The sequence below is a fragment of the Pseudomonas sp. B329 genome, from assembly GCF_023127835.1.
Lineage (GTDB): Bacteria > Pseudomonadota > Gammaproteobacteria > Pseudomonadales > Pseudomonadaceae > Aquipseudomonas > Aquipseudomonas synxantha_A.
On record NZ_SPKP01000059.1, the window covers coordinates 1,651 to 2,807 of the forward strand.

The 1,157-nt window shown below is 61.1% G+C and carries 1 pseudogene; it reads right to left on the minus strand.

Annotation, left to right across the window (positions count from 1 at the left end):
* A pseudogene (locus E4P00_RS26020) lies at window positions 1-1,157 on the minus strand (type IV secretion protein Rhs); the annotation flags it as partial.

Here is a 1,157-nt window from a genome sequence, read left to right on the forward strand (position 1 = left end):
CGGGCAGCCGTTAGTAACCGTCTTGTCCGCAGGTGCCGCCGCATCTCCCTTCGGATTGGAAGCCACGGCAGGCGCATCATCCACATGCTCCTGCCGGACCAATACCGTCTGCCGAGTCTTGTTGCGAACCACCGGCACCGGGTTCGAAACCAGCGTGTCGCCCGCCTTCAACGGCACCACCGGCACGGCCTTGACCGGCGTCGCCGAACTGCTCAGCAACACAGGCTTGGCGGCCTCAACATGCGTGTCCAGCCGCGGCCCCGCCACCTGCCTGGCCAGCAACTCCAACAACGCCCGCGCCCCGCCGGACTTGACGCCACTCAGCACCTGCGCACCCAGCCGCAGCTGTACGCCAATACCTCGCGTCGCCCAGATCAGTAGCAAATTGATCAACACTTCGCCGGTGATTTCACCCAGCAGCTCGTACATTTCGGGCGGCGGCAGCATCCGTATCCAGGCCACCACCGCTGCCACGTAGATAAACAGCAGCGGCTCATCACTGAGCACCAGCAATCCCTTGGCCAGCGTGTCTTTACCCAGCGCAAGCAGCGCGTCCAGTTCGGCCCGGGAGAGGTACTTCAGCAACTTTTCGCTGTTGGATTTGAGGTTCGCGAGCAGGTCATACAGCTCGGTGATGCTGTCCCACAGGTTGTAGAGCGCCTTGCCAAGTCCGGTAGCGAAGGCAATGCCCTGCATCGCACTGCGCTTGTAAGCAGGATCTTTGGCAAAGTCTGCCCATTGAGGCGCGAAACGCTCGTCCCACTGTTTACGCAGATCAGCTTCCAACCCGGCAATCACTGACGTGTAGGAGGCATACAGCGCCTTGACGTGATCCCTGGAGACATTGGGGTAAAAGGTGATTTGGTACTGCTGATCGCGGGTACAGTCGTTGACTTCGAGAATGCCGCTGGGGCCGATGGTCCGATGAAGCGGCGCGCCGACTGGGCTGCCATCCCGAGCCAGGGCTTGCAGTTCCACCTGGGTGTTGCCGATGGGTACAAACCGGGTACTTTCAAACAGATGCACCAGGGTCAACCCACCCTGGGCTTTGCATTGAGCGACGGTACGGCTGGGTTTATCGGAAGAAGCCGGCGCGACCAGTGCGACGTCTTCCCCAACCTTGAACACCTGCTCCACGGCAAGTGCCGAACCACCCA